Origin of the sequence: Xanthomonas graminis pv. graminis (assembly GCF_030168915.1) — a bacterium.
Classification (GTDB): domain Bacteria; phylum Pseudomonadota; class Gammaproteobacteria; order Xanthomonadales; family Xanthomonadaceae; genus Xanthomonas_A; species Xanthomonas_A translucens.
Genome location: NZ_CP076255.1, coordinates 844,011 through 870,011, shown reverse-complemented (window position 1 = coordinate 870,011; position 26,001 = coordinate 844,011). Strand labels below are relative to the sequence as shown.

The following is a 26,001-nucleotide window of genomic DNA, read 5'->3' as shown; positions in this document are numbered from 1 at the left end:
GGCGGCACATTAGCCTAGCGTCCATGTCGCCCGCGCCCACCCTGAGCCTGCGCAGCGACGGCCATGCTGGCGCACTACGCAACGAAGCAACAGGACACGGCATGCGCAAGCGTTTGTGGGCGGGAGTGGGTAGCGGCATGGCGGCCGGTGCGCTGTGGGGACTGGTGTTCCTGGCGCCGCAGTTGCTCGCCGGGTTCTCGCCGTTGCAGCTGGCGGTGTCGCGCTACCTGGCCTACGGCACGGTCGCCGCGCTGCTGCTGGCGCCGCGCTGGCGTGCCGCCAGCGGTGCGCTCGGAGCGCCGGAATGGTGGGCGCTGCTGCGGCTGAGCCTGCTCGGCAACATCGTCTACTACGTGTTGCTGGGCAGCGCCGTGCAATGGGCCGGCGGTGCGGCTACCGCCTTGATCATCGGCCTGCTGCCGGCGGTGGTCACGCTGCTCGGTTCGCGCGCGGCCGGCGCGATGCAATTCCGCCGCCTGGCCGCGCCGTGCGCGCTGTGCGTGCTCGGGGTGGCGCTGGTAGCGGCGCAGACGCTGGACACCGCGCATCCCGCGCCGACCAGCGTGGGCACGCGCACGGCCGGGCTGGCCTGCGCGGTCGGCGCACTGGCGTGCTGGTCGGCATATTCGATCAAGAATGCGCGCTGGCTCACGCGCCGTCCCGACATCTCCGGGCGCGACTGGTCGCTGCTCACCGGCGTGGTCACCAGCGCGCTGGCGCTGACCCTGGCGATCCCCGCATTCGCGTTCGACCACGCACACGCGGCAGCGCAGTGGACACGCTTTTGGAGCGTGGCGATCGTGCTGGGCGTGTTCGCCTCGGTGATCGGCAACGCCTGCTGGAACCGCGCCAGCCGGCTGCTGCCGCTGACCCTGGTCGGGCAGATGATCGTGTTCGAAACCGTGTTCGCGCTGCTCTACGGTTTCCTGTGGGAGGCGCGCTGGCCCACGCCGCTGGAAGCCTTGGCGATCGCCTGCCTGCTTGCCGGCGTGCTGTGGTGCGCCTGGCTGCATGCGCCCCCGCAGCTGCGCAAGGCGGATGCAACCTTGGGTTAAGGCGTGGCGCCTAGACTGCAAGCGCCACTTTCCGGCGCAAGGAAATCTCTCCATGTCCGCTGCTTTCCGCACCTCCTGCACCAGCCTTGCGCTGCTCGTCCTGCTCGCCGGTTGCCACAACGCGCCGTCTTCCGCCCCGTCCCAGGCGGCCGTCGCGGCACCCGCGCCGGCGGCCGCGACGGCCGCGGCCAACGGCAAGTGCGACGCCATGCCCGACCACGACTACGACATGCCCGCCGCGCGCTTCGACGAAACCGCACAGCAGCTGGCGCATGCCACCGGCTGCGGCATCGTCTACGACGATCTGTCGCTGTCGCCTCTGCAGGTCAAGGCAGTGAAGGGCCGGATCAGCATCCGCCAGGCGATCCACCAGGCGATCGACGGCACCGCGATCCAGGTCAAGCAGGAAACCGCCGACAGGATCATCGTCGGCCGCCGCTGAGTTGCCGGCGCCGCGGCCATGCGCGCTACCATGGCCGCGGTCTCTCGCACGGAAGGTCGCCATGTCCAGTCGTCTCGCGCTGCTGCTGTGCTGCCTGTGCCTGTTCGCCGGCACCCTCGTCTTCAGCGGCTGCGCACGCAGCGAAGGCGCCAAGCCCGCCGCGCACGGTTTGCCGGTGAAGGTGGACACCACCTGCCGCAGCGACGCCGACTGCGCGGTCAAGGACGTCGGCAACTGCTGCGGCGCGATGCCGGCCTGCGTCAACCGCGATAGCCCCACCGATCCGCACGGCGTGATGGCGCAATGCCAGGCCAGCGGCCGCATGAGCGTATGCGGCTCGCCCGCGATCGGCGGTTGCCAGTGCGTGGCCGGGCAGTGCAGCGCCAAGGGCGTGCAAGCCGATACACTGCGCGCCCCCCAGCCTGCCGAACCCGTCCGCTGATGCTCTACGCGCAAGTCCACCTCACCCTGCCCGCCTGGATCCACGATGCGGTCGATCCGCAGGCGGTCTATCCCGGCGACGCCGACAAGGTGGCGCTGGCGGTGGAACTGTCGCGACTGAACGTGGACGCCGGCAGCGGCGGCCCGTTCGGCGCGGCGGTGTTCGGCCCGGACCATCGCATCATCTCGGTCGGGGTGAACCGGGTGGTGCCGCAGACCACCTCGCTGGCGCACGCCGAGAACATGGCCTACATGCTCGCGCAACAGCGCCTGCAGACGCCGCGACTGAACGCTGTCCTGGCGCCGGTGACCCTGGCGACCTCGGCGCAACCGTGCTGCCAGTGCTATGGCGCGACCATCTGGGCCGGCATCGATCGGCTGCTGATCGGCGCCAGCGCCGAAGACGTGATGGCGCTGACCCCGTTCGACGAAGGCCCGCTGCCGGCGGACTGGATCGGCGAACTGGAACGCCGCGGCATCGAAGTGGTGCGTGGCCTGCACCGCGACACCGCCTGCGCGGTGTTGCGCCACTATGGCGAACTCGACAGCCCCCGCTACTGACCGCCGCCCGGCGAAGGCTTCCTCCATGTCCTCCCTGAACGGCCTGCTGTGCTATTGCCGGCAAGGCTTCGAGCCCGAACTGGCGGCCGAACTGAACGATCGTGCCGCGCGCGCCGACCTGGCCGCCTACGCACGCACCGAACGCAACAGCGGCTACGCGCTGCTGGTCTGCGAGAGTGCCTTGCCGCCGCGCGCGCTGCCGTGGCGCGGGCTGATCTTCGCGCGGCAGAAACTGCGCCTGCTGGCCGAACTGCGCGAGCTGAATCCGGCCGACCGGATCGCACCGATGCTGCAGGCGCTGAGCGGGCACAGCCGCTTCGGCGACCTGTGGGTCGAGCACCCGGATTCGGACGAAGGCAAGCAGCTGTCCGGGCTGGCGCGCAGTTTCGGCAACGCGCTGCGTCCGGCGCTGCGCAAGGCCGGCCTGCTCAGCGACAAGCCGCAGCCGAAGTTGCCGCGCCTGCATGTGTGCTTCCTCGCCGGCACCCACGCCTTGCTGGCCGTCGCCGACAGCGACGACAGCGCGCCGTGGCCGCTGGGCATCCCGCGCCTGAAGCTGCTGTCCGAGGCACCTTCGCGCTCGGCGCTGAAACTGGAAGAAGCGCTGCTGGCGCTGCTGGCGCCGGAGGAACGCGTGGCGCTGCTCAAGCCCGGCATGCGCGCCGCCGACCTGGGCGCCGCGCCCGGCGGCTGGAGCTGGGTACTGACCCGCCAGCACCTGCACGTGACCAGCGTCGACAACGGCCCGCTGCGCCAGCACGTGCTCGACAGCGGCCTGGTCGATCACCTGCGCGCCGACGGCTTCCACTGGAAGCCGCCGCAGGCGCTGGACTGGATGGTCTGCGACATGGTCGAGCAGCCGCGCCGCGTCGCCGAGCGCATGGGCACCTGGTTCCGCGAAGGCTGGTGCCGGCACGCGATCTTCAACCTCAAGCTGCCGATGAAGAAGCGCTGGGACGAGACCCAGCTGTGCCTGGACCTGTTCGCCGAGCGCGCCGAGCGCCCGCTGCAGATCCGCGCCAAGCAGCTGTACCACGACCGCGAAGAGATCACCGTGCTGGCGATGTCGCTCTGAAGTTGCGGGCATCCACTGCGCCCGCCAACAGCGCCTCCTGTAGGAGCGGCTTCAGCCGCGACAGGATCTCGCCGGTAACGCCCTGTCGCGGCTGAAGCCGCTCCTACAGAAAATCGAAACAAGCGCGAGGAAAAGCGCCCAGGCATCGCTCGACCGCGGGCACAGAACCACCTTACCCGCTACAGCACGATCCGCTTGCCACCCTCGCGCGCAGAACGGTAGATCGCATCGATCACGCGCATGTCGCGCAGGCCTTCCTCGCCTGGCGCGCGCATCGGCGTGCGGTTGAGGATCGCCAGCGCGTCCTCGTCCATCTGCAGCGCCTGCTGGTGACGCACCTTCGCCTCGAACACGCGGCCGTCGCTGGCACGGCCGCGGATGCCCTCGTAGCTCTGGAACGGCGCCAGCTCGTACCAGCCGCGCTCGCACTCGGCACGCAGTCGGTTCATGTTGCGGCCGAAGCTGGTGGCGCCGTCGGCGATCACGTCATGCGGGAATTCCAGCTTGAACTGCATGTGCTCGTCGACCTCGTCGAACAGCTCCGGCCGGTCGGTGGAACGGGTCGCGCTGACCGCCAGCGGCTCGGCGCCGACCGTGTAGCGCGCCGCGTTGAGCGAATACACGCCCATGTCGTACATCGCGCCGCCGCCGAACTGCGCGCGCAGCCGCCACGGCCGCTGCGCCGGATCGGTGTCGCCGTAGCCGTTGTAGCCGGCCTCGGCGCGCACCGTGCGCAGCGCGCCGAACGGGCGCTCGCCGGCCAGCGCGATGATCCGCCGCGTGTTCGGCTCGTGCTGCATGCGGTAGCCGATGCTCAGCCGCACCTTGTTGCGCGCGCACGCGGCGATCATGGACTGCACCTCGTCGGCATGCATCGCCATCGGCTTCTCGCACCACACGTGCTTGCCGGCGGCGGCCGCGCGCAGGCTCAGCGGCGCATGCAGATAGGTCGGCGTGACCACGTAGACCACGTCGATGTCCGGGTTGTCGGCGATGCGCTCCAGATCGTCGTAGCCGTAGACGTTGCGATCGGGAATGCGGTAGCGCGATTGCCACTGCACAATCTTGTGCGGCGAGCCGGTGACGATGCCGGCCAGCCGGCAGTGCCTGGTCAGCGCCAGGCCCGGTGCCAGGCGCTCGCTGGCGTAGCTGCCCAGCCCGACCAGCGCCACCCCCAGCGGTTTCTTCGGCTTGCCGCGCGGGGCCGCCCACAGCGGCGATGCCAACAGGCCTGCCCCCGCCGCGGACAACCCGGCGAGCAGCACACGGCGACGATTCGGCGAGGACAGCGACATGCGGATCTCCCTGATGGCCGGACACACTGTGTCGAAAACCTTAGCGCATCGCTGGCCCGGCGATGTGAGCGCGCTCGCGCTGCCGTCGGCGCCTGGCAACCCGGCCGTCCCGCGGCGCGCCGGATCGCGCCATCCCATCCCACCTGCCGTCTTCGCCGCCAGCGGCCGCGTCTTGTTACCGGCTCGCCTGGGCCGCCGAGGTGGCCGCACAGGGCAACCCGAAGGCCATAGAATGCGGCTGGGATACGCATCGCAGCGTCGTCTCAGTCCGCGCAATCGCGGTCGGGCATCCTGCCTGCACTGACTGGAGAGCCGCGCACATGCAGCCGATCGAACTGAAAGACCCGGCCGGCTTCGCCGACGAATTCCTGCGCCTGACCCTGTTGCAGGGCTTCCAGTCGCTGACCAAGCGCGACCTGGAATTGCTGATCTTCGTGCTGCTGGAACGCGACGGCGCGATCTCGCGCAGCCATTCCAACAACGCGGTGGCGCTGCGCCTGCGGGTGACCCCGGCCAAGGTGAAGGGCCTGCGCCGCGACGGCTATGCGCGCTGGCGCGCGCTGGTGCCCGAAGACGGCGATGCCGCGCTGGAGCGGATCGTGGCCAGCGTGCTCACCGAAGACAACCTGCGCGCCGGGGCAAAGCACGTCAGCGAACGCAGCAAGAAGGAAGGCTTCCTGGCGATCCGCATCGAGCATCCGGACGACCAGCAACGCTTCGAGCAGGCCATCGTCGAGGTCGGCGCGATGCCGGTGTACGAGCGCAATCGCGACGTGGTCGCGGTGCGCTTCGACACCTTGCTGAAGATCGCCGAGCGCTGGAACTACCTGCAAGCGGAGCCGGAGAAGGTGATGCGCGAATTGCAGAAGCTCACCCCGACCGCCGAGGAAGTGGCAGAACTGTTGAAGAAGGACGTGGCCAAGCTACGCTGGGAAGATGTGCGCCGCGCGCTCAACAGCCTCGGCGCCAAGGCCATCGCCAGCACCGCCGAGGGCGGGCTGAAGGGATTGCTGAAACTGGCGTTCCCGTTCATCCCCGGCTGAACCTGCCGCGCCGTCCCATCAGTCGAACCATCGGAGTCCGCCGTGTCCATGCACTGCCTTTCAGCCCTCGTCGCCGTTCTGCTGGCCGCCGCCATCGTCCCGGCCGCCGCGCAGAACCTCAACCCGACCTCGAGCGTGGTCACCGAGCCGTTGCGCGACATGCCGGCGAGCGTGGTCCTGGCGCAGCCGCTGAGCAGCGGCGAGGTGACCCACCAGGTGCGGCTCGACGTCCCCCATGGCCAGGCGCCGGTCACCGTGCGCACGGTCCAGCCCGACAACGTCGCCGGCAACTACCGCATCGACTTCGACGCGCTGGACAGCGACCACGACGGCTCCATCAGCCGCAGCGAAGCGCAGGCCAACCCGGCGCTGGCCGACGAATTCGATTCGCTGGACCCGCAACGCCGCGGACGCCTGAGCCGCGAGCAGCTGGCCGGTTGGCTCAGGTAGGCAGCGCGGCCGGGTCGGCACCGCATCAGGAACGGTCCTGGATTGCCTTGATCCAGCAAGCGCACCCAGCAGGCTTGCCGCAAGTCACTGTGGTGGGAGCAACTTCAACCGCGACGAGCGCAGCGGCGGATCTTCCTGGCGCCGGTCGCAGTCGGGACTGAAGTCCCTCCCACAGTGCACCCAGCAGACTTGCCGCAAGTCACTGTAGGAGCGGCTTCAGCCGCGACGAGCGAAGCGCTGGACCTGACGGCAGCGGACAGCGGCGGCACTGACGCCTTTGCTGGAACGACGCACGCCGCTGGCGCCATCCGCATCGCTACACCCCCGACGCGCGCTTCCAGAACCCATGCATCAACAGCGGCAGCCTGCCGGCCAGGCCCAGCAGCGGGCCGCGCAGCAGGGTCAGGTGCATGTCGTCGTTGGAGAACAGCCGGTTGATCGCATCGAACCCATAAGCGGCCACGGTATTGTCGCTGCGGCGGCCGCGCGCCCAGCGCGCCAGCCGGTGCGGCGCCGACCAGTCGACCCGCCGCGCCTGCGCCTGGCGCACCTGCGCGGCCAGCGCGGCGACATCGCGCAGGCCGAGGTTGACGCCCTGCCCGGCCAGCGGATGCACCACGTGCGCGGCATCGCCCAGCACCAGCAGGCGGCCGCGATGGTAGTCCTCCACCAGTTGCCGGCGCAGCGGGAATCCGATCCGCGGCGACAGCGCGCGCACCGCGCCCAGCCGCGCACCGAAGGCCTGGGTCAGCTCGGCGCCGAACGCCGCATCGTCCAGCGCCAGCACCCGCACCGCCTCGGCCTCGGGCAGCGTCCACACGATCGAACTGCGGCCGTCGGCGAACGGCAGGAACGCCAGCGGCCCGCCGGGCAGGAAGCGCTGCCAGGCGGTGTCCTGGTGCGGCACCTCGGTGTGCACGAAGGCGACCACGCCGCGTTGGCCGTAGTCGTGCGCCGGAGCGTCCAGCCCGGCCAGGCCGCGCAGCGTGGAATCGGCGCCGTCGGCGGCGATCGCCAGACGCGCGTCGAGCCGGCTGCCGTCGTCCAGGCGCAGGCGCACGCGCTCTTCCGACACCTCCAACGCATCCACCCGCGCCGGACAGTGCAGTTGCACCCCGGCTGCCGGCAGCGCCGCCCACAGTTGTTCGACCAGCAACGCATGCTCGACGATCCAGCCCAGCTGATCGCGACCCAGCGCATCGGCATCGAAGTCCAGCTCGCCGCCGCCACCGGCATCCCACACGCGCATGCGCCGGTAGGCCTGGGCGCGCCGCGCCAGCACCTGCGGCCACACGCCCAGCGCCTGCAGCAGCGCAGCATTGTCCGGGGCGAACGCGTACACCCGCAGGTCCGGCTCGGCCGGCGACCAGCGCGGCGGCTCGCGGCCCTCGACCAGGGCCACCGCCAGGCCTTCGGCGGCCAGCGCCAACGCGCAGGCCGCGCCGACCACGCCGCCGCCGACCACCACCGCGTCCAGCACCCCGCGCCGGCTCATGCCGTCGCCTCCCGGCACAGCTGCGGCACGTCGCCGCGAAAGCCCATCGCGCCACCGACCAGGAACGACTGCAGCGGCGCGGCCTGCGCGGCCGCCAGCAAGCCCAGGCTGCGCAACGGGCGTAGCAGCGGCGCGGGATTGGCGGTCAGCCGCGCCAGACCGCCGGAGAAGGTCACCGTGCGCTGCCGGTCCTGCTCGCGGCGCTGCGCGTAGTGCTGCAGCAACGCCGGCGCGCCCGGATCGGCACGGTCGCGCTCGATCAGTTCGGCCAGGGTCAGCGCATCGCGCAGGCCCAGGTTGAAACCCTGCGCACCCAGCGGGTGCAGGGTCTGCGCGGCGTTGCCGAGCAGCACCGCACGCGCGTCGGTCAGGCGCCCGGCCAGCACCTGCACGATCGGATAGGCGCTGCGCTCGCCGCTGCCCAGCAGGCGGCCGACGCGCCAGCCCAGCGCCTCCTGCAGGCGCTGCAGCCAGGCGGCCTCGTCGAGCGCAGCCACCGCGTCGGCCTGTTCGGCGGCGACCGCGTGGATCGCGCCGTAATGGCGGTCGCCGCGCGGCAGCAGCGCGGTCGGGCCGTCGTCGCGGAACCGCTCGTAGGCGGTGCCGTCGGGCTGGCGGCTGCCGCGCACCCGCGCCACGAACAGGGTCTGCTGGAAATCGTGGCGGGCCGCATCGATGCCCAGCGCGCCGCGCACCGCGCTGGCGCTGCCGTCGGCGCCGACCAGCAGGCGCGCCTGCAGCACCTCGGTCGCGCCGTCCCGGGCGATGCGCACGCCGCGCAGCGCCGCATCCTGGCCGGCCTCCAGCGCCAGGAACTGCGCCGGCCGGTAACGGCTGACGTGAGTCGCTTCGGCCAGCCGCGCTTCCAGCGCCTCGCCGAAATCGCGCGCCACCACCACCTGCCCGAACGCCTCGCGCCCATAGTCGGCCGCCTCCAGCCGCACCCGGCCGAAGTCGCCTTCACGGCTGACATGGATGCGCCGGATCGGTCCGGTCGGCGTGCGCAGCCGCTGCATCACCCCCAGCGCGCCCAGCGCGTTGACCGTGGCCGCGGCGAAGCTGAGATTGCGCTGGTCGAACACCGGCGGCAGCGCGCCCGGCGGCGCGGCCTCGACCAGGCCCACGTCCACGCCCAGGCGGTCCAGCGCGATGGCCAGGCTGGCGCCGACCAGGCCGCCGCCGACGATCACTACGTCATGTCGTTTGCTCATCCGGCCATGATACGACCGGTGTCCGAATCGCCGGTGATCGGACTGCACGGTTCGCGCGTGCGCGTGGTCGGCCCGGGCGCGCGCCGGGGGCCGGGCCGGCTCACTCCGCGGCGCCTTGCTTCCAGTAGAATCGGCCATCTCTGCACCGGTGCCCGCCCGCCATGACCGCTTCCCGCCACCGCCTCCCCGCCCTGCTCCTGCTGGCAGCGCTGCTGGCCGCGACCCGCATCAACCACTTCGGCGCGATCCCGGACGCCTCGTGGGCGGTGTTCTTCATCGGCGGCTTCTACCTGCGCAGCTGGACCCGCTGGGCGTTCCCGCTGCTGATGGGGCTGGCGGTGCTGGTCGATTACCTGGTGATCCGCGGCCAGGGCCTGGACTTCTGGCAGCACTACTGCGTGTCGGCGGCGTACTGGTGCCTGCTCCCGGCCTACTTCGCGCTGTGGGCCGGCGGTAGCTGGCTGGCAGGGCGCTACCACGGCGCCGACTGGCGCGCGTTGGGCCTGACCGCGGCCAGCCTGCTGGTGGCGGTGGCGCTGTGCCACTTGATCGCGCAGGGCAGCTTCTACTGGGTCAGCCGCAGCGTGCCCAACCCGACCCTCGCCGGCTGGTGGCAGAACTACAGCGACTGGCTGCTGCCGTACCTGGGCAGCGCGGCGCTGTACACCGCGCTGGCCGCGGCGATCCAGGTCGGTGTCGAGCAGCTGGCGCGGCTGGGCCAGCGCGGCCAGCCGGCCGGCCACTGAGCCAAGGCCTGGCAGCCGGCGATGGGCAACCGTCTCTCCAAGATCTACACCCGCACCGGCGACGACGGCAGCACCGGCCTGGGCGACGGCAACCGGGTGGGCAAGGATTCGGCACGGGTGGCCGCCTACGGCACCGTCGACGAGGCCAATTCGGCGATCGGCGTGGTCCTGGCCTGTGCGCTGGCCGACGACGTGCGCCACCTGCTGACCGCGATCCAGCACCAGTTGTTCGATCTTGGCGGGGAGCTGTGCATCCCCGGCCATGCGGCGATCCACGCCGCCGACATCGACGCGCTCGAGCAGCATCTGGACCGCTACAACGACACCCTGCCCGCGCTGCAGGACTTCATTCTGCCGGCCGGCGGCGAAGCCGCGGCGCGCTGCCACCTGGCGCGCACCATCGTGCGCCGCGCCGAGCGCGAGACGGTGGCGCTGTCGCGCCAGGACGCGGTACGGCCGGAGGCGATCCGCTACCTCAACCGCCTGTCCGACCTGCTGTTCGTGCTGGCGCGGGTGCTGGCCCGGGCCGATGGCCAGGGCGAAGTGCTGTGGCGCCACGACCGCCGCCAGGCCTGAGCGGCCGCGGTAGCACGCGCAGCGGACGGCCGGCATGCTGATCTATACCCATCCCGCCTGCCTGGGCCATGAACCCGGGCCGGAACACCCGGAGCGGCCGGAACGCCTGCAGGCCGTCACCACGGCGCTGCGCGAGGCCTTTCCCGACCTGGAATGGCGCGAGGCGCCGCTGGCCAAGCTCGGCGACCTGGCCCGGGTCCACGAGCGCGAGCTGATCGACAGCGTGCTGGCCGACATCGACGGCCATCGTATGCTCGACGTGGACACGGTGATCTCGCCCGGCTCGCGCGCCGCAGCCCTGCGCGCCGCCGGCGCCGGCCTGGCCGCGGTGGACGCGGTGCTGCACGGCGCCACCGACACCGCCTTCTGCGCGGTACGCCCGCCCGGCCACCACGCCACCGCCGCCACCGCGATGGGCTTTTGCCTGTTCAACAACGTGGCCGTGGCCGCCGCCCACGCCCGCGATACGCACGGCCTGGAACGCATCGCCATCGTCGATTTCGATGTGCATCACGGCAACGGCACCCAGGCCATCTTCGAGCGCGACCCGCGGGTGCAGTACCTCAGCACCCACCAGTCCGGGCTGTTCCCCAACTCGGGCGGGGTCCACGACCGCGGCGTCGGCAACCTGCACAACGCGCTGTTGCCGCCGGGCAGCGGCGGCTTCCGCTTCCGCAACACCTGGGCCGACCAGATGCTGCCGCTGCTGGACGCGTTCAAGCCGCAACTGCTGCTGATCTCGGCCGGTTTCGACGCGCACATGCGCGACCCGCTGGCCGACCTGATGCTGGAAACCGAGGACTTCGCCTGGCTCACCGTCGAGCTGCGCGCGCTGGCGCAACGGCATGCGCGCGGCCGCGTGGTGTCGCTGCTGGAGGGCGGCTACGACCTGCAGGCGCTGCGCGAATGCAGCGTCGCCCACGTCGACGCGCTGCGCTGAGGCCGGCCCGGACGGATGAACCCCGTCCCCGGCCCCGGGGACGCCTTCATTGCCCCCATGCATGGGATGGGGCAAGCTAGCGGTCGTTTTAGCCCGATACCTGACGCGCGTGCGCCGAGCCCTCCGCCTGCTACCCCTTCCGTTCAGTATCGCCCTCTGCCTGCCGGCGATGGCGGCCGAGAAGCCGCCCAACTGGGGCCTGTGCCCGACCCCGGACGTGCTGCCCAAGTTCGACGATGCGCCCAAGGTCGATCCGAAGATGGCCGCGCTCCGCGACCAGCAGCCGACCGATATCGTTGGCGACAAGCTGTCCGGCACCACCACGCTGCCCAACTACGACGGCAACGTCGCGCTCAAGCGCGGCGACCAGTTCATGGGCACCGACAGCCTGCGCGTGGATACGGAAACCGGCAATTACATCGCCGAAGGGCACGTGCGCTACCAGGATTCGTCGATCCGCATGGTCGCCGACCGCGCCGAAGGCAACCAGGACACCGACACCCACAAGATCACCAACATCCGCTACCAGCTGATCGAGCGCCGCGGCAACGGCAAGGCCGACTCGGTCGACCTGCAGGGCGCGCTCGGGCAGATGCACCGCTCCACCTACACCACCTGCGACCCGTCGCAGGTGGTGTGGGAGCTGCATGCGCCGGAGATCGATGTCGACAACGACGAGGGTTTCGGCACCGCGCGCAACGCGGTCCTGAAGATCTACAACGTGCCGATCCTGTACGCGCCCTGGTTCAAGTTTCCGATCGACGATCGACGCACCAGCGGCTTCCTGTTCCCGGCCATCGGCCTGTCCGGGCGCAACGGCTTCGACTACATGCAGCCGTACTACCTGAACCTGGCGCCGAACTACGACGCTACCTTGTATCCGCGCTACATGAGCTCGCGCGGCTTCATGCTCGGCAGCGAATTCCGCTATCTGTACGACGGCGGCAAGGGCGAACTGCAGTCAACGTACATGCCGGACGACCGGTTGCGCGACAAGGACCGCGGCAAGTTCGAATACCAGGGTTACCACAACCTGGATTCGCACTGGCAGGCGCGCGCGTCGGTGGCCTGGGTCAGCGACGAGCGCTACACCGAGGACTTCTCCAACCGCCTGCTCGGCAACTCGGTGTCCAACCTGCAGAGCACGGTCGGCGTCTACGGCACCGGCGAGACCTGGACCGCCGGCCTGATGGCCGATCGCTGGCAGCTGACCGACTACACCCTGACCGAGGACGCGCTGCCGTACAACCGCCAGCCGCGCGCCTTCTTCAACTGGGACCAGTCCTTCGGCAACTACTTCGAGGCCGGCCTGTACAGCGAAGCGGTGCGCTTCGTGCACGACGACGTGCATGAAAAAAGAACGGACGGCACTTACGAACGTACCGGCGTGACCACCGACAAGCCCGGCGGCACCCGCCTGGATCTCAAGCCCTATCTGTCGATGCCGCTGGCCGGCGCCGCCTGGTTCCTCAAGCCGACCGTGGCCTGGCGCTACACCACCTACCAGCTGGACAAGGATCTGGCCGCGACGCTGGGCGGCGATACCTCGCCCACGCGCAGCCTGCCGATTACCACCGTCGATGCCGGCCTGTACTTCGACCGCGACGCCAAGTTCGGCGACACCAGCTACCTGCAGACCCTGGAACCGCGGCTGTTCTATCTGTACACGCCGTACCGCAACCAGGACGACCTGCCGATCTTCGACACCCGCGAATTCACCTTCAGCTGGGGCCAGCTGTTCCGCGATTCGCGCTATACCGGTGCCGATCGCCAGAACGACGCCAACCAGATGACCCTGGCGCTGAGCTCGCGCCTGCTGCGCCAGGACGACGGCAAGGAAAAGCTGTCGGTCAGCCTCGGCCAGATCCTGTATTTCAACGACTCCCTGGTCAGCCTGCCCGGCAGCAACACCAGCATCCAGCAGGGCAAGTCGGCATGGATCGCCGACGCCAACTACATGCTCAACGACCGCTGGACGATGGGCGCCACCTACCAGTGGGATCCCAAGTACCGGCGCAAGGACCTGGCCAGCTTCCGCACCCGCTATCTGCTGCCGGGCGACGGCATCATCAACGTCAGCTACCGCTTCCGCCGCGACCTGCTGGAGCAGACCGACGTGTCGGTGCTATACCCGATCAACCCGACCTGGAGCCTGGTCGGCCGCCACTACTACTCGCTGCAAGACAGCAAGCCGCTGGAAATCATTGCCGGCGTGCAATGGGACAGCTGCTGCCTGGCCGTGCGCGCACTGGCGCGGCGCTATGTGCGCAACCGCGAAGGCGATCTGGACACCGCGTTCCAGGTCGAGTTCGTGCTGAAGGGACTCTCCTCGCTTGGCCAGGACACGGACCGCGTTCTGCGCCGTGCTATTCTCGGCTACAACCGCGACGACCTGTACTTGGTCCCGCCCAGCAACACCACGACCGATCCGGACGCTTACGATCCGAACCTGATTCCATGACCAATACCCTTTCTGTGTTCCTCGTCACCTTGCTGGCGATCGCCGGCGTGTCCGCTCCGGCTGCCGCGCAACAAACCCAACCACTGGACCGCATCGCTGCGGTCGTCGACGAGGATGTCGTGCTGCAGAGCGAACTGGATCGTGCCGTTCGCAACGTGAAGGCGCAGTATGCCGGCCGCGAAGCGCAGCTGCCGCCGGACAACGTGCTGCAACGCCAGGTGCTCGAGCGCCTGGTGCTGGTCAAGTTGCAGGTGGCGCGCGCCAACAGCACCGGCATCCGCGTCGGCGACGACGAACTGAACCGCGCCATCGGCAGCATCGCCCAGCAGAACGGCACCGACGTGGACGGCCTGCGCAAGAAGCTCGCCGCCGACGGCATGGCGTTCGACGACTTCCGCAACTCGGTGCGCGACGAGATCACCGTGCAGCGCCTGCGCCAGAGCTTCGCGCAGAGCCGCATCAACGTCAGCGAGAGCGAAGTGGACGCGGCGCTGGCGCAACAGGCCACCACCGGCGCCCAGTACCACCTGGCGCACATCCTGGTCGGCCTGCCGGAAGGCGCCACCGCCGACCAGATCAAGACCGGGCAGGGCAAGATCGACGGGGTCAAGACCCTGATCGACAAGGGCGAGATCGATTTCAGCGCGGCCGCGGTGCGTTATTCCGACAGCCCCAACGCACTGGAAGGCGGCGACCTCGGCTGGCGCAGCCTGGACGAGATCCCCAACGCCTTCGCGCAGCTGATCCGCGACATGAAGCCGGGCCAGGTCGCCGGCCCGCTGCGCGGCCCCAGCGGCTTCCAGCTGCTGAAGCTGGTCGAGATCCGCGACGCCTCGGCCAACCCGGAAAAGAAGACGGTTACCGAGTACCACGCCCGCCACATCCTGATCCGGGTCAACGAAGCGCAGCCCGACGCCGCCGCCAAGGCCAAGATCGAGACCCTGCGCGCGCGCATCGCCGGCGGTGCCGACTTCCAGGCCGTGGCCAAGGAGTCGTCCGACGACGCCAACAGCCGTGGCCAGGGCGGCGACCTGGGCTGGTTCCCGGTCGACGCGTTCGGCCCGGACTTCGGCCACCAGATCGAAGGCCTGAGCGACAACCAGATCTCGCAGCCGTTCCGCACCGAGGCCGGCTGGCACATCGTGCAGCGCGTGGCCACGCGCCAGACCGACGTGACCAGCGACAGCCAGCGCGCCCAGGTCCGCGAGACCATCGGCCGCCGCAAGCTGGAAGAAGAGTACAACCGCTTCCTGCAGGAAATGCGCGGCGAAGCCTATGTGAACCTGCGCGTCGGCGGTGCCGAGAGCGCCGCTGCGCCTGCGGCCGACGCCACCGCGCCGGCGGCAACCCCGGCACCGGCCGCCGCCAAGAAGTAAGCCGTGCTGCCCTCGCTCGCGCTGGTGCCGGGCGAGCCGGCCGGGATCGGCCCGGAACTGTGCGTGCGGCTGGCGCAACGGCCGCGACGCGACTGCCAACTGCTGGCCTTCGCCGATCCCGACACCTTGCGCGCCGCCGCCGCCGCGCTGTCGCTGCCATTGCAACTGCTGCCCGAATCCGCCCCCGCCCTTGCACCCGGCGACCTGCGCCTGCGCCCGGTCCGCAACGCGCTGCCGAGCCGCTTCGGCCATACCGAACCGGCCAATGCCGCCGCGGTGATCGGCGCACTGACCCAGGCCGCCGACGCCTGCCTGCGCGGCGAACTGGCCGGCCTGGTCACCGGCCCGGTGCACAAGGCGGCGATCAACGCCGGCGGCATCGCCTACACCGGCACCACCGAACTGCTCGCCCGCCACGCCGGATGCGAGGTGGTGATGATGCTGGCCAACGACATCGTGCGCGTGGCCCTGGCCACCACCCACCTGCCGTTGCGCGCGGTCGCCGATGCGCTGACCCCGGCATTGCTGGAACGCTGCCTGCGCATCGTCCACGCCGCGTTGCGCAGCGACTTCGGCATCGCCGCGCCGGTCATCGCGGTGCTCGGGCTGAACCCGCATGCCGGCGAGGACGGGCATCTGGGCCGCGAGGAAATCGAGATGATGGCACCGGTCCTCGACGCCTTGCGCGGCGAAGGCATGCGCCTGCTCGGCCCGCTGCCGGCCGACACCGCGTTCCTGCCGCAGAAACTGGCCGGCGTCGATACGGTGCTGGCGATGTACCACGACCAGGGCCTGCCGGTGCTCAAGTACAGCGGCTTCGAGCAGGCGGTGAACCTGACCCTGGGCCTGCCCTACCCGCGCGTGGCGGTCGATCACGGCACCGCGCTGGAACTGGCCGGGCGCGGCAGCGCCGACCCGTCCAGCCTGTTCGCCGCGGTCGCGCAATGCGCGCAACTGGCCGCGCGCCGCCCGCTGCTGTAGGAGCAACTGTCTTCTCATCCGATAACCTCACGCCATGGTGTGCGATCTCGTGCCATGGCGTTGAGTCGGATAAGCAGCACGCGCATGCATGCGGTGATGGCGACCTTGGCGGGCTTGCCGCGTGCCCGTAACTGTTGATAACGCTCCTTGAAGGAGGCTTGAGTGCGCACAACGCTCCAACAGGCCATGTACAGCACTCGTCGGATCGTGGCACGCCCGCCGCGGATGCGGCGTTTGCCGCAGTGCTGCCCGCTGTCCACGTTGTAGGGAGCCAGGCCGACCAGGGCCGCGATCTGGCGACGATCCAGCGTCCCCAGTTCGGGCAGATAGGCCATCAGGCTGGCGGTGGTGACCTCGCCGATGCCCGGGACCGTGCCCAGGGCGTGCGCCAGCGCATCGTCGAGCTGGCACCGCACCTGCTTGATCGCCTGGTTCATCCGCTGGATACGGCGGCGCACGTCGCCGATCTGCTCGATCAGGCACGCGCGCACCATGGCCAGGGTCGCCTGATGCAAGCGACGGCGCTCGTCGTCACGTTGCTGGACCAGTTGCTCGCGGCGCTGGACCAGCATGCGCAGTTGCTCACGCAAGGGATCGGGAGCCGGCGCGGGCGCTTGCACCAGGTGAGCCATGCGCGCCAGCAAGGCCGCATCCAGCGGATCGGTCTTGGCGGTTGTGCCCAAGGCCGTGGCGAAAGCGCGTGCCCGGCGCGGATTGATCCGGGTCACCGGGATCCCTGCCGTGGCCAGTGCCGTCATCACCGCCCGTTCGTAGCCGCCGGTGGCCTCCAGCAGCGCGTTGCCGACGCAGTGCCCGGCAAGGTGGTCGCACAGGCGCTGGTGGCCCTGGGCGGTATTGGGAAAGGACAGCAACTGGTCCAGGGGAAGCACGTGGACGGCCAAGGTGTCCTTGGCCACATCGATACCGATCCAAAGAGGCATAAGCGTTAGGTAGACTGGGGGACAGGAGAGAGCCACCTCGTCGCTGCCCACGCTTGTGAAGTTCGAGCGAACGCTCGTTCAACTGTTCGGGCTAGGCAACGAGGTCGATGTGCGGCCGCCCTGGCTCCTACACGTGCTTGAACACTACGGCCTGTCGGCGTGCCGCACATCGCTCTCCACTCAAACTGTAGAGCAATCTCCAGACACAAGCGGCTTCAGACGCGAACAGCACGTTGCCGACCTCGACCCGGTTCCAGCGCAGCGCGGCGGTCACGTGGGTGGCCTCGCTCACTTCCCAGGTGTCGGCGGCGAACACGCCCAGCGTGCTGCTGCGGCCGCTGACGCCGGAAAAGAACTCCCGGTCTTCGTCTGGATCGGCGACCACCGAACGGTCGTCCTGCACGAACGCCTCCTGTTCGTATTGCCGGTAGCGCACCCGGTTGCGGTCGTAGGTGGCGCCGAGGCTGAGCGCATGCGCGCCGGCCTGGCGGCTGACATTCAACGCCACGCCCTCGGCGCTCTGGCGCATCTGCGTGGTGTTGAGCACGCCGCTGTGCAAGGCGTCGGCAGCGGCGCGCGACACGGTGCAATCATCGTCCAGCGGCGTGCCGTCGGCGGCGTAGCCGTCGGCGCAATCCTCGACGAATTCCTCGTAGTCCTCATTGATGTCGCCGTTGACCGTGTCGCGGCGGCCTTCGCGGTAATAGGCCAGCAGGTGCAGCGCGGTAGCCGCGTCGAAGCGGTGGTCCAGTTGCGCGGTCAGCAGCGTGTTGCGGTTGCGGGTCAGGTCCGGCGAGGTGTAGACCGCGTTGCGGTCGGCTTCGTACAGGCCGGGCTCGATGCCGTCGTCGCTGTAGCGGCTACCGGGCAGCAGGCCATTGCCGATCAGGCGGCTGTGCCCGTGCAGCAGCGACACATCCCAGTCGGTGCTGTCGCCTTGCTTGCCCACTTTGCCGAACACGGTGCCGAGGCGGCCTTCGGAGGCGTCGCGCCAGCCGTGCTCGTCGAAGCCGGTGACCGCGACGAAGGCATGCAGGCCATCGCGACCGGCATAGCCATAGGAGGCGTCCAGGCGCTTGCGCGCGCCGCTGCCGAACGACAGATCCGAGCGCAGGCCCGGCGCAGTCAGGCCGGATTGGGTGGTGAACGCCAGCGCGCCGCCGAGCGTGTTGGGGCCGAACAAGGGGTTGGAGCCGGGCATCAGCGCGACGCTGCGGATCGCCGCCTCCGGCATCATGTCCCAGCTGACGATGTCGGCGAACGGCTCGTTCATGCGCACCCCGTCCAGGTACACCGACACGCCCTGCGAGGCGCCCGGCAGCGCCGAGGCGCGGAAGCCGCGGAAGGTGAGATCGGTCTGGAACGGGCTGCCCTGGACTTCGTTGGTGTCCACGCCGTTCATCTGCCGCAGCAGGAAGTCGGTGAGGTTGCCGGCCTGGCTGCGCGCGATGTCGTCGGCGTTGGCGATCTGGATCGTGTACGGCAGGTGGTCGGCATCGATCAGGGTGCCGGGAATCGGCGTGGCGGTGACCTCGACCCGGTCCAGCGCGGTGATCTGCGCGTCGTCGGCATTGACCGTGGTCTGCGCGCCTGCAGGCGCCGCGGCCAAGGCCATGACGATGGCGGCGGCCAGTGCGTGCGCGTGCGCCTGCCGGATACCGCGTCCTTTGCTGCTAACCATGCGTGCTCCTTGATGTCAGTAAAGTACGACCGATTTGATGCCCCTGCCCGCGCGGATCGCATCGAACGCGCGGTTGATGTCCTGCAGCGGCAGCGTCTCGCTGATCAGTTCGTCGATGCGGATCTCGCCGGCCAGGTAGCGCTCGGCGTAGGCCGGCAGTTCGCTGCGGCCCTTGACCCCGCCGAACGCGCTGCCGCGCCAGGCGCGGCCGGTGACCAGCTGCAGCGGCCGCGTGCTGATTTCCTGCGCGCTCGGCGCCACGCCGAGGATGATGCTTTCGCCCCAGCCCTTGTGGCAGCACTCCAGCGCCGCGCGCATCGCGCGCACGTCGCCGACGCACTCGAAGCTGTGGTCGGCGCCGCCGTCGGTGAGATCGACGATCACCTGCTGCACCGGCGCGCCGAAGTCCTTCGGGTCCAGACAGTCGGTGGCGCCCAGCGCGCGCGCCAGTTCGAACTTGTCGCGGTTGATGTCGACCACGATGATGCGCCCGGCGCGCGCCATCACCGCGCCCTGCACCACCGACAGGCCGATGCCGCCGAGCCCGAACACCGCCACGCTGTCGCCGGGCCGCACCCGCGCGGTGTTGAGCACTGCGCCAATCCCGGTGGTGACCGTGCAGCCGAGCAGGCACACCTTGTCCAGCGGCGCGGAGGGATGGATCTTGGCCACCGCGATCTCCGGCAGCACGGTGTACTCGGCGAAGGTGCTGGTGCCCATGTAGTGCAGGATCGGCCGCCCGCGCAGCGAGAAGCGGCTGCTGCCGTCGGGCATCAGCCCGCGGTCCTGGCTGGCGCGGATCGCCTGGCACAGGTTGGTGCGCCCGGAGCGGCAGAACTTGCACACGCCGCATTCGGGCATGTACAGCGGGATCACGTGATCGCCGGGGCGCACGCTGCTGACGCCGATGCCGACCTCCTCGACCACGCCGGCGCCTTCCTGGCCCAGGATCACCGGGAACGCGGCGTCCGGATCGGCGCCAAACAGGGTGCTGGCGTCGCTGTGGCACACGCCGCTGGCGACCAGGCGCACCAGCACTTCGCCGGCCTTGGGCGGTTGCAGGTCCACGTCCTCGATGGCCAGCGGTTCATTCGCCGCCCAGGCGACCGCGGCTCGCGTCTTCATTCCCCTCTCCCCGCATCCTGTCGCTGTGCCGCATGCGCTCCTCGCCTCACTGCGCGATGACCACACCCCAGGGCATGTCGCCCACTGCGATCTGCTTGATCTCCTTCATGCTGGCCGTGTCGATGACGCTCACGCTGTTGGAGCGGCCGTTGGCCACGTACAGCTTGCGGCCGTTGGCGCTGAGCGCCGGATTCCATGGGCGCTGCCCGACCGGGATCTCGGCCAGCGTGCTGCGCGCCGCGGTGTCGATCACGCTGACCGTGCCGGCGCCGCCGTTGGAGGCGTAGACGCGGCGGCCGTCGCGCGAAATGGCGATGCCGGCGGTGCGCTGCCCGGCCGGGATGCTGGCCACGCGCCGACGCGCGACCAGGTCGATCACATCGACCGCATTGGCCGTTTCCTGCGCCACGTACACGGTATTGCCGTCCGCGGCGAAGCCCATGCCGCGCGGATGGCCGCTGGTGGCGATGACGCCGGTGGACTTGCCCGCCTTCAGGTCGATCACGTCCAGATCGTCGGAGCCTTCGTTGCTGGTCAGCAGCAGCGCGCCATCGGGGCTGTAGACGCAATGCTCGGGCGCCTGGCCCTGGGTGGCGATGCGCGCGCCGATCGCGAAGCTGGCCGGGTCGATCAGCATCACCTGGTTCTGCCCTTCCACGCACACTGCGAACTGGCGGCCGTCCGGCGACGCGGCGATGCCTTCGGCGTTCTCGCCGATGTCCACGCTGCGCAGCACCCGATCCTGCAGCGTATCCAGTTCCAGCAGCCGGTGGCCCTGCGCATCGATCACGTACAGATGCCCCGACGGGCCGGGCAGGATCTGCTGCAGGCGCTTGCCGAGCTGGCCCTGCGCGGACAGCGTGCGCAGCACCGTATCGGTGCCGGTATCGATCACCGAGATGGTGCCGGCACGCTGGTTGGGCACGTAGGCCAACGCGGCCGCCGGCGTGGCGGACGGTTTGACGGCCGCACTTGGCGCCGCAGTGTCGGCGGGCGCCGGCGCGCGCTGGCAGGCCGCGACGGCCAGCAGCAGCGGCAACGCCGCGCTGCGCAGCGTGCGTCGCGCGCCTGGGGTCATGGCGCCGCGCCTGCGGTCTTGTTGATCGAATGGATGAAGGCCAGCAGCTTTTCGGTATCGCCGTCCTTGAGCACCGGCGCGAACGGCGGCATCTGCCCGACCACCTTCTCGTGGCCGACGCGGACCTTGCCGTGCGCGGTCATGCCGGCGGTGCCTTCGCTGATCAGCGTGCGCAGCGTGTCGTCGTCGTGGCCGTAGACCCAGATGTCGTTGGTCAGCGGCGGGCACATGCCGCCGCCGCCGGTGCCGCCGTGGCAGGCGCTGCAGCCGGCGGACAGGAAGATCTTCTTGCCTTCGGCGGCGAGTTCCGGAGTCACCTTCACCGGCGGGCCTTTCGGAATCGGGGTGACCGCGGCCGGCGGCGGGGTCGGCGCGGCGGCAACCGGGGCAGCCGCCGGAGCGGCGCTGGGTGCAGGCGCGGGCGCGGCGGCGGCCGGGGCCGCAGGCGGCGCGGCGGCGGGCGCGGACGGCGGCGCATCCTTGCCGCAGGCGGCCAGGGCCAGGGTCAACACGAACACGGACAGGTGCAGCAGCTTCGGCACGACGGAGTGACGGACGACGGCGTTGCGCATGGGAAGAGAACCTTTGCGGGACGGACTGTGAAGACGTGCACGCCGCGGCTGCGGCGCGAGCAGGGCGGAGGTGGCGATCATTGCGTGCGTCGGTGTTCGGCCTCCGTCAGCAGTTGCGCCAGCGACGCATCGCCGCGCTGTTGCGCCAACGCCGCCGGGGTCTTGCCGTCGGCATCGCGGGTCCCGGCATTGGCGCCGGCGGCGAGCAGGCGGCGGCTGGCGGCCTCGCGGCCGGCCGCGGCGGCCAGCATCAGCGGGGTGACGCCGGCGCGGTTGGGCCGGTCGGCCTCGGCGCCGCGCGCCAGCAATGCATCCAGCATCTTCGGATCGTTGCGCGCCACCGCGAACATCACCGGGGTGAAGCCGGCCGGATTGCTGCGGCGCACGTCGGCGCCGGCGCCGAGCAGGGCCTGCACCAGGTCGACATCGGCATAGGAGATCGCCAAGTCCAGCGCGGTCCAGCCATCCGTGGACACCGCATCGACCTTGGCGCGGCGCGCCAGCAACTGCTTCAGACTCTGCGCGTCGTTGCCCCAGGCCGCCTTCATCAATGGCGTCCAGCCGCTGCTGTCGCGGCTTTCCACGTTAGCGCCGGCGGCCAGCAATTCGCCGACCAGGACCGGCGCCTGGTTGCGGATCGCCTGGTGCAGCGGCGGCTCGCCGAGCAGGTTGGGCCGGTCGGCGCTGGCGCCGTGACGCAGCAGCCAGGCCACGCGCACGCCGTCGCCGGCATCCAGCGCATGCGCCAACTCCTGGTTGGGGTCGGCACCGCCAGCGATCCGCAATTGCAGTTGCGCCAGCATCTCCGAGGACGCCTGCGCGCTCGGCGTGGTGGTGTCGCCGGCCGGCGTGTCGTAACTGCCGTGCGAGCGCAGATCGCCGTTAACGATGCAGTCGGCGCAGGCCACCAGCGGCACGTGGTATTCGCGCAGGATCGCGCCGATCCTGCCGGCGCTGCGCTGCATCGCCGCGTTCAGCGCATCGCGCAGGTCGGCGTTCTTGCGCGACACCGCCCACGCCATCGAATATTCCAGCACCTCGTCGTCGATGACGTTCAGCGGCACCACACCGAGGCCGCCGCGCGCGGCGTAGTAGCCGGCGACCGGCCCCCAGGATTCGGCGGCGTCGAGCTGGCCGCCGGCGACGCGTTCGGCCAGCTTGCCCGGGTGGTCCTGCGGCGAGGTCGCCGAGTCGTAGAACAGATATTGCACGTCGCCGGATACGCCGTGGTCGAACAGGGCCTGCCGCGCCGGCGAACTCTGGAACACGCCGATCTTGAGTGTCTTCAGCGCCGGATCGTCCAGCGACGCCGGCTGCAACGCCAGGCCCTTGCGGATCACCAGCACATAGGTGGAGCGGTACAGCGGCTGCGTGGGCAAGCCCATCTCGAAATCGCTGTTCATGTCCATCAGCACGTCGCAACGCCCGGCGTTGATCGTGCTGCGCGCCAACCCACGTTGATAGTAGGTGCGCCATTCGTATTCCAGCCGCCGGCCCATCGCCTCGGCGAGGACCTGCGCGATCTTGTTCTGGAACCCTTCGCCGGCGCGATTGGACAACGGCATGTTGCCCGGATCGGCGCAGACCCGCAGCACCGCCGCATCGGCGGCGAGCGCGGGGGCGGACGTATCCGCCTTGGGTTTGGCGGCCGCGGTGGAAGCAGCCTCAGGAACGCGAGCCGTCGCGGACGACGGCTCGCGCGTGCAACCTGCGGCGACGAGTCCGAGGCTGCAAAGCAACACCACGGCGCGCGCGCCCCGATACAAGCGCTGCGGGGCGATCGCCTCCCCCGGGCGGTCGCTCGCAACATGGACGCGTCGCCGCCTGCTCATCGTGCGGTCTTGGCCGCGGCGGCAGGTGCGCCACCCGCCGCAGCGGTGGCGGTTGCGCTGGCGGTGACGGTCTTACCGGCGCCGTCGATGCGGAAGGTATGCACCATGCCGCCCAACGGGATCTTGTCGAAGCCGTTGCTGAAGGCTAGACCCGCCGCACCCAGCGCGCCATACGGATCGCCCGGATCCAGGCCACCGGCGACCGGCAGGCCGATCCAGCCGCCGATGCCGGAGAACACCGCCACATACTGGTGGCCGTTGGCCTTGTAGGCGATCGGGTTGCCGATGATGCCCGACGGCAGCTTCATCTCCCACAGCTTCTTGCCGGTGTCCTTGTCCACCGCGCGGAACCAGCCGTCGAGCGTGCCGTAGAACACCAGCCCGCCGTCGGTGACCAGGGTGCCGCTCCACACCGGGAACTTCTCCTTGATCTCCCACTTGGACTTGCCTTCGACCACGTCGAACGCCTTGACGATGCCCAGCGCGCCGGGCTCGTTCGGCTTCATCATCACGTTGGCGAACACGTACGGCAGGCCCATCATGGTGTTGCCGCGTTCCTGCGGTTCCAGTTCCATGTGCCAGTTGTTGGTGCCGCAGAAGAACACCGCCGAATTGGCCGGATCCACCGAGCACGGCTGCTGGTCCTTGCCGCCCATCGCCGACGGGAACGCCTCGACCTTCTTGCCGCGCTCCAGCGGCGAATGCGCGGCGACCTTGATCGGGCGGCCGGTCTTCATGTCGATGCTCTCGGCCCAGTTGGCCGGCACGAACTTGTGCGCGCGCAGCAGGGTGCCGTCGCGGCGGTCGAGCACGTAGGCGAAGCCGTTGCGGTCGAACTGCACCACGGAGGGCACCTGCTTGCCGTCGATGGTCAGGTCGACCAGGATCGGCTCGTTGATGCCGTCGTAGTCCCACTGGTCGAACGGCGTCTTCTGGTAGCCCCACACCGCCTCGCCGGTCTCGATCTTGCGCGCGAACAGGGTCATCGACCACTTGTTGTCGTATTCGCCGCTATCGCATTCCTTCTGCGTGGTCTTGCCGCAGCGGTACGACGGGCTCCACAGGCCGGGGTTGCCGGTGCCGTAGTAGAGCAGTTTCAATTTCGGGTCGTAGCTGTACCAGCCCCACGCCGCGCCGCCGCCGCGCTTCCAGCCTTCCTCGGGGAAGGTCTTGACACCCAGGTCGCCGAGCTGGCCGTGCTGCGGATTGGCCTTGTTGAAATCCGCCCCCAGGCAGATGTCCTTGTCGGTGCCGGTGGCCTCGCACGACCAGGCCTGCTTGCCGTCGCCCAGCGCATACGCGGCGACGCGGCCGCGCACGCCGAACTCGTTGCCGCTGATGCCGGCCACGACCTTGCCGTCGGCGATGATCGGCGCCATGGTGATGGTTTCGCCCTTTTCCGGATAGGCGAGCTTCTGCTTCCACACTTCCTTGCCGGTCTTGGCATCCAGCGCGATCACGTCGCCGCTGAGGCTGGCGAACACCAGCTTGCCGTCGGCGTAGGAGGCGCCGCGGTTGACCGTATCGCAGCACGCCACCGCCACCGAGCGCTCGTCCTGCTGCGGGGTGTATTTCCACAGCACCTTGCCGCCGTCGTCCTGCGCGGCCAGATCGATCGCGAACACGTTGTTCGGATACGCGCTGACCATGTACATGACGCTGCCGATCACCAGCGGCTGGCCTTCGTGGCCGCGGGTGGCGTCGGTCTTCATTTCCCACGACATCTTCAGGTTCTTGACGTTATCGCGGTTGATCTCGGCCAGCGGGCTGTGCCGATTCAGGCCCAGGTCGCGACCGATGCCACCCCAGTTGTCCGGATTGCTGGCGGTGGTGGCGAATTCGCTGTCGGTATCGGCCACCGCGGCCGGCGCGGCAGCGGCCGGCTGCTGCGCGGCGGCAGGCGCGGCCGGCGCAGCGGCGTCTTCCTGCTTCTTGCAACCTGCCAGCACCAGCGCGGTTGCCAGCGCGAGCAGCGTCCAGGCACGGGTACGACATGGATGACTGTGCATCGTTCTACTCCCCTCGTTGAAGAGCCGCGGCACTCGCCGTCGAACGGCCCGCGCGGCGGGATGTGGAAACATCGGGAGCAAGAGAGCAATCGACGTGCCAGCGCGCTGCTGCACTGCGCCATCGTTGAGCCGCAAGCATCGGCCGCGGCACGGGCACAGATGCGCCTCCGCAGCGCTGCCGCCCTGTATCGGAAACGGCACACTTTGCGCCACGCGCCTGTATCGCGCTTGGCGCAGCGGGGTCGAAGTGCCATGTGCGGCAGCGACCGGCAGACCTGGCAGACACCAGGACAGGCGCCGGATCGATCCGTCGCTGTGCTGCCGGTGCGCGTTGGGGGCGCCTGAGACTCCTTGGAGGAACTTAAGTCCCGACGCTATTGCATCGCACAGCAGTGGTTGGAGATTCGGCGCTGCAGATCGCCGAGGCGAGCAGCAAACCGCAGCATCCGCGACGGCAAACTCTCCAGCTCTTGCTCTGCTCCGCTCTTGTTCTGCTCTTGTTTCTGCTGTTGCTGTTGCTTTGGACTTTCCGGGTTCCCTTACGCAGCGGCGAATAGATCGGGAAAAACCCCGAAGGGGCGGCCCACAGGGATGTGCGCCGTTCGCAGCAGGGGC

22 protein-coding genes and 1 pseudogene are annotated in these 26,001 nt (G+C 69.8%); 13 read left to right on the top strand and 10 right to left on the bottom strand.

The features are described 5' to 3' along the window. Positions 1–101: 101 nt before the first annotated feature. The 5 genes from KHF85_RS03720 to rlmM all read left to right on the top strand — a co-directional run bounded on the left by KHF85_RS03720 (position 102) and on the right by rlmM (position 3,574). A complete protein-coding gene (locus tag KHF85_RS03720) occupies positions 102–1,055 on the top strand; it encodes a DMT family transporter (protein ID WP_284569466.1) in 954 nt (317 codons plus the stop codon). A gap of 52 nt (positions 1,056–1,107) precedes the next feature. Then, a complete protein-coding gene (locus KHF85_RS03715; RefSeq protein ID WP_284568583.1) occupies positions 1,108–1,497 on the top strand; it encodes an STN domain-containing protein in 390 nt (129 codons plus the stop codon). Positions 1,498–1,558: 61 nt separating this feature from the next. Beyond that, positions 1,559–1,939 carry a hypothetical protein gene (locus KHF85_RS03710; protein WP_284568582.1) on the top strand — a complete coding sequence of 127 codons (381 nt, stop codon included), beginning with the start codon at positions 1,559–1,561 and terminating at the stop codon, positions 1,937–1,939. Further along, entirely contained in the window at positions 1,939–2,499 is a 561-nt protein-coding gene (locus KHF85_RS03705) for a nucleoside deaminase (protein ID WP_284568581.1), read from the top strand. Before KHF85_RS03710 ends, KHF85_RS03705 begins: the two co-directional genes overlap by 1 nt. 34 nt (positions 2,500–2,533) lie before the next feature. Continuing rightward, positions 2,534–3,574, top strand: coding sequence for a 23S rRNA (cytidine(2498)-2'-O)-methyltransferase RlmM (rlmM, locus tag KHF85_RS03700; protein ID WP_284569465.1), 1,041 nt, complete (start codon positions 2,534–2,536; stop codon positions 3,572–3,574). A gap of 179 nt (positions 3,575–3,753) precedes the next feature. On the opposite strand, the gene KHF85_RS03695 is transcribed toward rlmM, so the two are convergent. Next, the gene (locus KHF85_RS03695) at positions 3,754–4,869 is read right to left on the bottom strand and encodes a Gfo/Idh/MocA family protein (protein WP_284568580.1); all 1,116 of its coding nucleotides are present in this window, start codon (positions 4,867–4,869) and stop codon (positions 3,754–3,756) included. Positions 4,870–5,189: 320 nt separating this feature from the next. On the opposite strand from KHF85_RS03695, the gene KHF85_RS03690 reads away from it, so the two are divergent. Both KHF85_RS03690 and KHF85_RS03685 read left to right on the top strand, forming a co-directional pair. Continuing rightward, complete coding sequence (locus KHF85_RS03690; RefSeq protein WP_284568579.1) at positions 5,190–5,912, top strand: hypothetical protein; 723 nt, start codon at positions 5,190–5,192, stop codon at positions 5,910–5,912. A gap of 42 nt (positions 5,913–5,954) precedes the next feature. After that, a complete protein-coding gene (locus KHF85_RS03685) occupies positions 5,955–6,362 on the top strand; it encodes an EF-hand domain-containing protein (RefSeq protein WP_409976650.1) in 408 nt (135 codons plus the stop codon). A gap of 316 nt (positions 6,363–6,678) precedes the next feature. Here KHF85_RS03685 and KHF85_RS03680 read toward each other — a convergent pair whose 3' ends face one another. Both KHF85_RS03680 and ubiH read right to left on the bottom strand, forming a co-directional pair. Beyond that, positions 6,679–7,857 carry a UbiH/UbiF family hydroxylase gene (locus KHF85_RS03680; protein ID WP_284568577.1) on the bottom strand — a complete coding sequence of 393 codons (1,179 nt, stop codon included), beginning with the start codon at positions 7,855–7,857 and terminating at the stop codon, positions 6,679–6,681. Then, on the bottom strand, positions 7,854–9,068 hold the full coding sequence (ubiH, locus tag KHF85_RS03675) for a 2-octaprenyl-6-methoxyphenyl hydroxylase (RefSeq protein WP_284568576.1): 1,215 nt from the start codon (positions 9,066–9,068) through the stop codon (positions 7,854–7,856). Before ubiH ends, KHF85_RS03680 begins: the two co-directional genes overlap by 4 nt. 161 nt (positions 9,069–9,229) lie before the next feature. On the opposite strand from ubiH, the gene KHF85_RS03670 reads away from it, so the two are divergent. From KHF85_RS03670 to pdxA, 6 genes are all read left to right on the top strand, one after another. Next, positions 9,230–9,814 carry a hypothetical protein gene (locus tag KHF85_RS03670; protein ID WP_284568575.1) on the top strand — a complete coding sequence of 195 codons (585 nt, stop codon included), beginning with the start codon at positions 9,230–9,232 and terminating at the stop codon, positions 9,812–9,814. Between the two features lie 21 nt (positions 9,815–9,835). Then, entirely contained in the window at positions 9,836–10,390 is a 555-nt protein-coding gene (locus tag KHF85_RS03665) for a cob(I)yrinic acid a,c-diamide adenosyltransferase (RefSeq protein ID WP_003472711.1), read from the top strand. A gap of 34 nt (positions 10,391–10,424) precedes the next feature. Further along, the gene (locus tag KHF85_RS03660) at positions 10,425–11,330 is read left to right on the top strand and encodes a histone deacetylase family protein (protein ID WP_284568574.1); all 906 of its coding nucleotides are present in this window, start codon (positions 10,425–10,427) and stop codon (positions 11,328–11,330) included. 109 nt (positions 11,331–11,439) lie between these two features. Next, entirely contained in the window at positions 11,440–13,791 is a 2,352-nt protein-coding gene (lptD, locus tag KHF85_RS03655; RefSeq protein WP_409976649.1) for an LPS-assembly protein LptD, read from the top strand. Then, entirely contained in the window at positions 13,788–15,167 is a 1,380-nt protein-coding gene (locus tag KHF85_RS03650; RefSeq protein ID WP_284568572.1) for a peptidylprolyl isomerase, read from the top strand. The genes lptD and KHF85_RS03650 overlap by 4 nt, the downstream gene beginning before the upstream one ends. 3 nt (positions 15,168–15,170) lie before the next feature. Beyond that, positions 15,171–16,148 (top strand): 4-hydroxythreonine-4-phosphate dehydrogenase PdxA, encoded by a 978-nt coding sequence (pdxA, locus tag KHF85_RS03645; RefSeq protein WP_284568571.1) that lies wholly within the window; start codon positions 15,171–15,173, stop codon positions 16,146–16,148. Positions 16,149–16,162: 14 nt separating this feature from the next. On the opposite strand, the gene KHF85_RS03640 is transcribed toward pdxA, so the two are convergent. The 7 genes and pseudogenes from KHF85_RS03640 to KHF85_RS03610 form a co-directional block, all read right to left on the bottom strand. Then, complete coding sequence (locus tag KHF85_RS03640; RefSeq protein ID WP_284566813.1) at positions 16,163–17,089, bottom strand: IS110 family RNA-guided transposase; 927 nt, start codon at positions 17,087–17,089, stop codon at positions 16,163–16,165. Between the two features lie 214 nt (positions 17,090–17,303). Then, positions 17,304–18,770: pseudogene (locus KHF85_RS03635) on the bottom strand (TonB-dependent receptor); the annotation flags it as partial. A gap of 15 nt (positions 18,771–18,785) precedes the next feature. After that, a complete protein-coding gene (locus KHF85_RS03630) occupies positions 18,786–19,895 on the bottom strand; it encodes an S-(hydroxymethyl)glutathione dehydrogenase/class III alcohol dehydrogenase (RefSeq protein WP_053834807.1) in 1,110 nt (369 codons plus the stop codon). A 46-nt stretch (positions 19,896–19,941) separates the two neighbouring features. Continuing rightward, positions 19,942–20,973 carry a beta-propeller fold lactonase family protein gene (locus KHF85_RS03625; RefSeq protein ID WP_284568570.1) on the bottom strand — a complete coding sequence of 344 codons (1,032 nt, stop codon included), beginning with the start codon at positions 20,971–20,973 and terminating at the stop codon, positions 19,942–19,944. Continuing rightward, positions 20,970–21,545: a c-type cytochrome gene (locus KHF85_RS03620; protein WP_284569464.1), complete on the bottom strand. Its 576-nt coding sequence runs from the start codon at positions 21,543–21,545 to the stop codon at positions 20,970–20,972. Before KHF85_RS03620 ends, KHF85_RS03625 begins: the two co-directional genes overlap by 4 nt. A 77-nt stretch (positions 21,546–21,622) precedes the next feature. Beyond that, positions 21,623–23,377 (bottom strand): quinoprotein dehydrogenase-associated putative ABC transporter substrate-binding protein, encoded by a 1,755-nt coding sequence (locus tag KHF85_RS03615; RefSeq protein WP_409976648.1) that lies wholly within the window; start codon positions 23,375–23,377, stop codon positions 21,623–21,625. Beyond that, positions 23,374–25,386, bottom strand: a complete 2,013-nt coding sequence (locus KHF85_RS03610) for a methanol/ethanol family PQQ-dependent dehydrogenase (protein WP_284568569.1) — start codon at positions 25,384–25,386, stop codon at positions 23,374–23,376. Before KHF85_RS03610 ends, KHF85_RS03615 begins: the two co-directional genes overlap by 4 nt. Between the last annotated feature and the right edge of the window lie 615 nt (positions 25,387–26,001).

What these genes read in the sequence shown, in the direction of transcription:
- KHF85_RS03680 (WP_284568577.1), bottom strand. Translation starts at nt 7,857, where the DNA reads ATGAGCCGGCGCGGGGTGCTGGACGCGGTGGTGGTCGGCGGCGGCGTG.
- KHF85_RS03650 (WP_284568572.1), top strand. Translation starts at nt 13,788, where the DNA reads ATGACCAATACCCTTTCTGTGTTCCTCGTCACCTTGCTGGCGATCGCC.
- KHF85_RS03710 (WP_284568582.1), top strand. Translation starts at nt 1,559, where the DNA reads ATGTCCAGTCGTCTCGCGCTGCTGCTGTGCTGCCTGTGCCTGTTCGCC.
- KHF85_RS03620 (WP_284569464.1), bottom strand. Translation starts at nt 21,545, where the DNA reads ATGCGCAACGCCGTCGTCCGTCACTCCGTCGTGCCGAAGCTGCTGCAC.
- KHF85_RS03640 (WP_284566813.1), bottom strand. Translation starts at nt 17,089, where the DNA reads ATGCCTCTTTGGATCGGTATCGATGTGGCCAAGGACACCTTGGCCGTC.
- KHF85_RS03630 (WP_053834807.1), bottom strand. Translation starts at nt 19,895, where the DNA reads ATGAAGACGCGAGCCGCGGTCGCCTGGGCGGCGAATGAACCGCTGGCC.
- KHF85_RS03665 (WP_003472711.1), top strand. Translation starts at nt 9,836, where the DNA reads ATGGGCAACCGTCTCTCCAAGATCTACACCCGCACCGGCGACGACGGC.
- KHF85_RS03720 (WP_284569466.1), top strand. Translation starts at nt 102, where the DNA reads ATGCGCAAGCGTTTGTGGGCGGGAGTGGGTAGCGGCATGGCGGCCGGT.
- KHF85_RS03695 (WP_284568580.1), bottom strand. Translation starts at nt 4,869, where the DNA reads ATGTCGCTGTCCTCGCCGAATCGTCGCCGTGTGCTGCTCGCCGGGTTG.
- KHF85_RS03660 (WP_284568574.1), top strand. Translation starts at nt 10,425, where the DNA reads ATGCTGATCTATACCCATCCCGCCTGCCTGGGCCATGAACCCGGGCCG.
- KHF85_RS03715 (WP_284568583.1), top strand. Translation starts at nt 1,108, where the DNA reads ATGTCCGCTGCTTTCCGCACCTCCTGCACCAGCCTTGCGCTGCTCGTC.
- KHF85_RS03625 (WP_284568570.1), bottom strand. Translation starts at nt 20,973, where the DNA reads ATGACCCCAGGCGCGCGACGCACGCTGCGCAGCGCGGCGTTGCCGCTG.
- KHF85_RS03670 (WP_284568575.1), top strand. Translation starts at nt 9,230, where the DNA reads ATGACCGCTTCCCGCCACCGCCTCCCCGCCCTGCTCCTGCTGGCAGCG.
- KHF85_RS03705 (WP_284568581.1), top strand. Translation starts at nt 1,939, where the DNA reads ATGCTCTACGCGCAAGTCCACCTCACCCTGCCCGCCTGGATCCACGAT.
- KHF85_RS03610 (WP_284568569.1), bottom strand. Translation starts at nt 25,386, where the DNA reads ATGCACAGTCATCCATGTCGTACCCGTGCCTGGACGCTGCTCGCGCTG.
- ubiH (WP_284568576.1), bottom strand. Translation starts at nt 9,068, where the DNA reads ATGAGCAAACGACATGACGTAGTGATCGTCGGCGGCGGCCTGGTCGGC.
- KHF85_RS03690 (WP_284568579.1), top strand. Translation starts at nt 5,190, where the DNA reads ATGCAGCCGATCGAACTGAAAGACCCGGCCGGCTTCGCCGACGAATTC.
- KHF85_RS03615 (WP_409976648.1), bottom strand. Translation starts at nt 23,377, where the DNA reads ATGAGCAGGCGGCGACGCGTCCATGTTGCGAGCGACCGCCCGGGGGAG.